Here is an 823-nt window from a genome sequence, read left to right on the forward strand (position 1 = left end):
GAGCTACCTAGCTGCTCCATCCCGCGATAAGTAAAAAGGAGGATGTGGGATTCGAACCCACGCACGCTTTTACACGCCTGACGGTTTTCAAGACCGTTCCCTTCAGCCGGACTTGGGTAATCCTCCAAATATAGTCCGTACGGGATTCGAACCCGTGTTACCGCCGTGAAAAGGCGGTGTCTTAACCCCTTGACCAACGGACCATATATTAATGGGCACGAGTGGACTCGAACCACCGACCTCACGCTTATCAGGCGTGCGCTCTAACCACCTGAGCTACGCGCCCAAGCTATTGATATAGCTTGGAAAAAACTATAAAGCGGGTGACGAGAATCGAACTCGCGACAACAGCTTGGAAGGCTGTAGTTTTACCACTAAACTACACCCGCTTAATAATATGGGAGTTAACGGGTTCGAACCGCTGACCCTCTGCTTGTAAGGCAGATGCTCTCCCAGCTGAGCTAAACTCCCATTGAGTGTTCCTAAGCTAAGCGACTTCCGTATCTAACAGGGGCAACCCCCAACTACTTCAGGCGTTCTAGGGCTTAACTACTGTGTTCGGCATGGGTACAGGTGTATCTCCTAGGCTATCGTCACTTAACTTTTTAGTCCACTCAAAATTGAATAACTATATCTTAACAAGAAGTCTACCTCTATGTCAATAAACTTTTCTATTATCAAAATTGTACTCGGACTAAAAAGCTAGTCAATTAGATAAAATGTCTTGAGACTCCGTAGTCTCTACGCCATTTTCCTAAATTGTTACGCTTTTTTTAACGTCCTTAGTTACTTATTTTTGGATAAGTCCTCGAGCTATTAGTAT

At 45.4% G+C, this 823-nt stretch carries 5 tRNA genes and 1 rRNA gene; all 6 read right to left on the reverse strand.

Going from position 1 to position 823, the window contains the following annotated elements:
* Positions 1 to 36: 36 nt before the first annotated feature.
* The 6 genes from AT575_RS10025 to rrf all read right to left on the reverse strand — a co-directional run bounded on the left by AT575_RS10025 (position 37) and on the right by rrf (position 601).
* Positions 37 to 126, reverse strand: a tRNA-Ser gene (locus tag AT575_RS10025).
* Positions 127 to 131: 5 nt separating this feature from the next.
* Positions 132 to 203: transfer RNA gene (locus AT575_RS10030), tRNA-Glu, on the reverse strand.
* Between the two features lie 9 nt (positions 204 to 212).
* Positions 213 to 286 (reverse strand) — tRNA-Ile (locus AT575_RS10035).
* Between the two features lie 32 nt (positions 287 to 318).
* Positions 319 to 389: transfer RNA gene (locus tag AT575_RS10040), tRNA-Gly, on the reverse strand.
* 9 nt (positions 390 to 398) lie between these two features.
* A tRNA-Val gene (locus AT575_RS10045) sits at positions 399 to 471 on the reverse strand.
* 15 nt (positions 472 to 486) lie between these two features.
* Positions 487 to 601, reverse strand: a 5S ribosomal RNA gene (gene rrf / locus AT575_RS10050).
* Between the last annotated feature and the right edge of the window lie 222 nt (positions 602 to 823).

This window comes from Streptococcus penaeicida (genome assembly GCF_002887775.1).
Classification (GTDB): domain Bacteria; phylum Bacillota; class Bacilli; order Lactobacillales; family Streptococcaceae; genus Streptococcus; species Streptococcus penaeicida.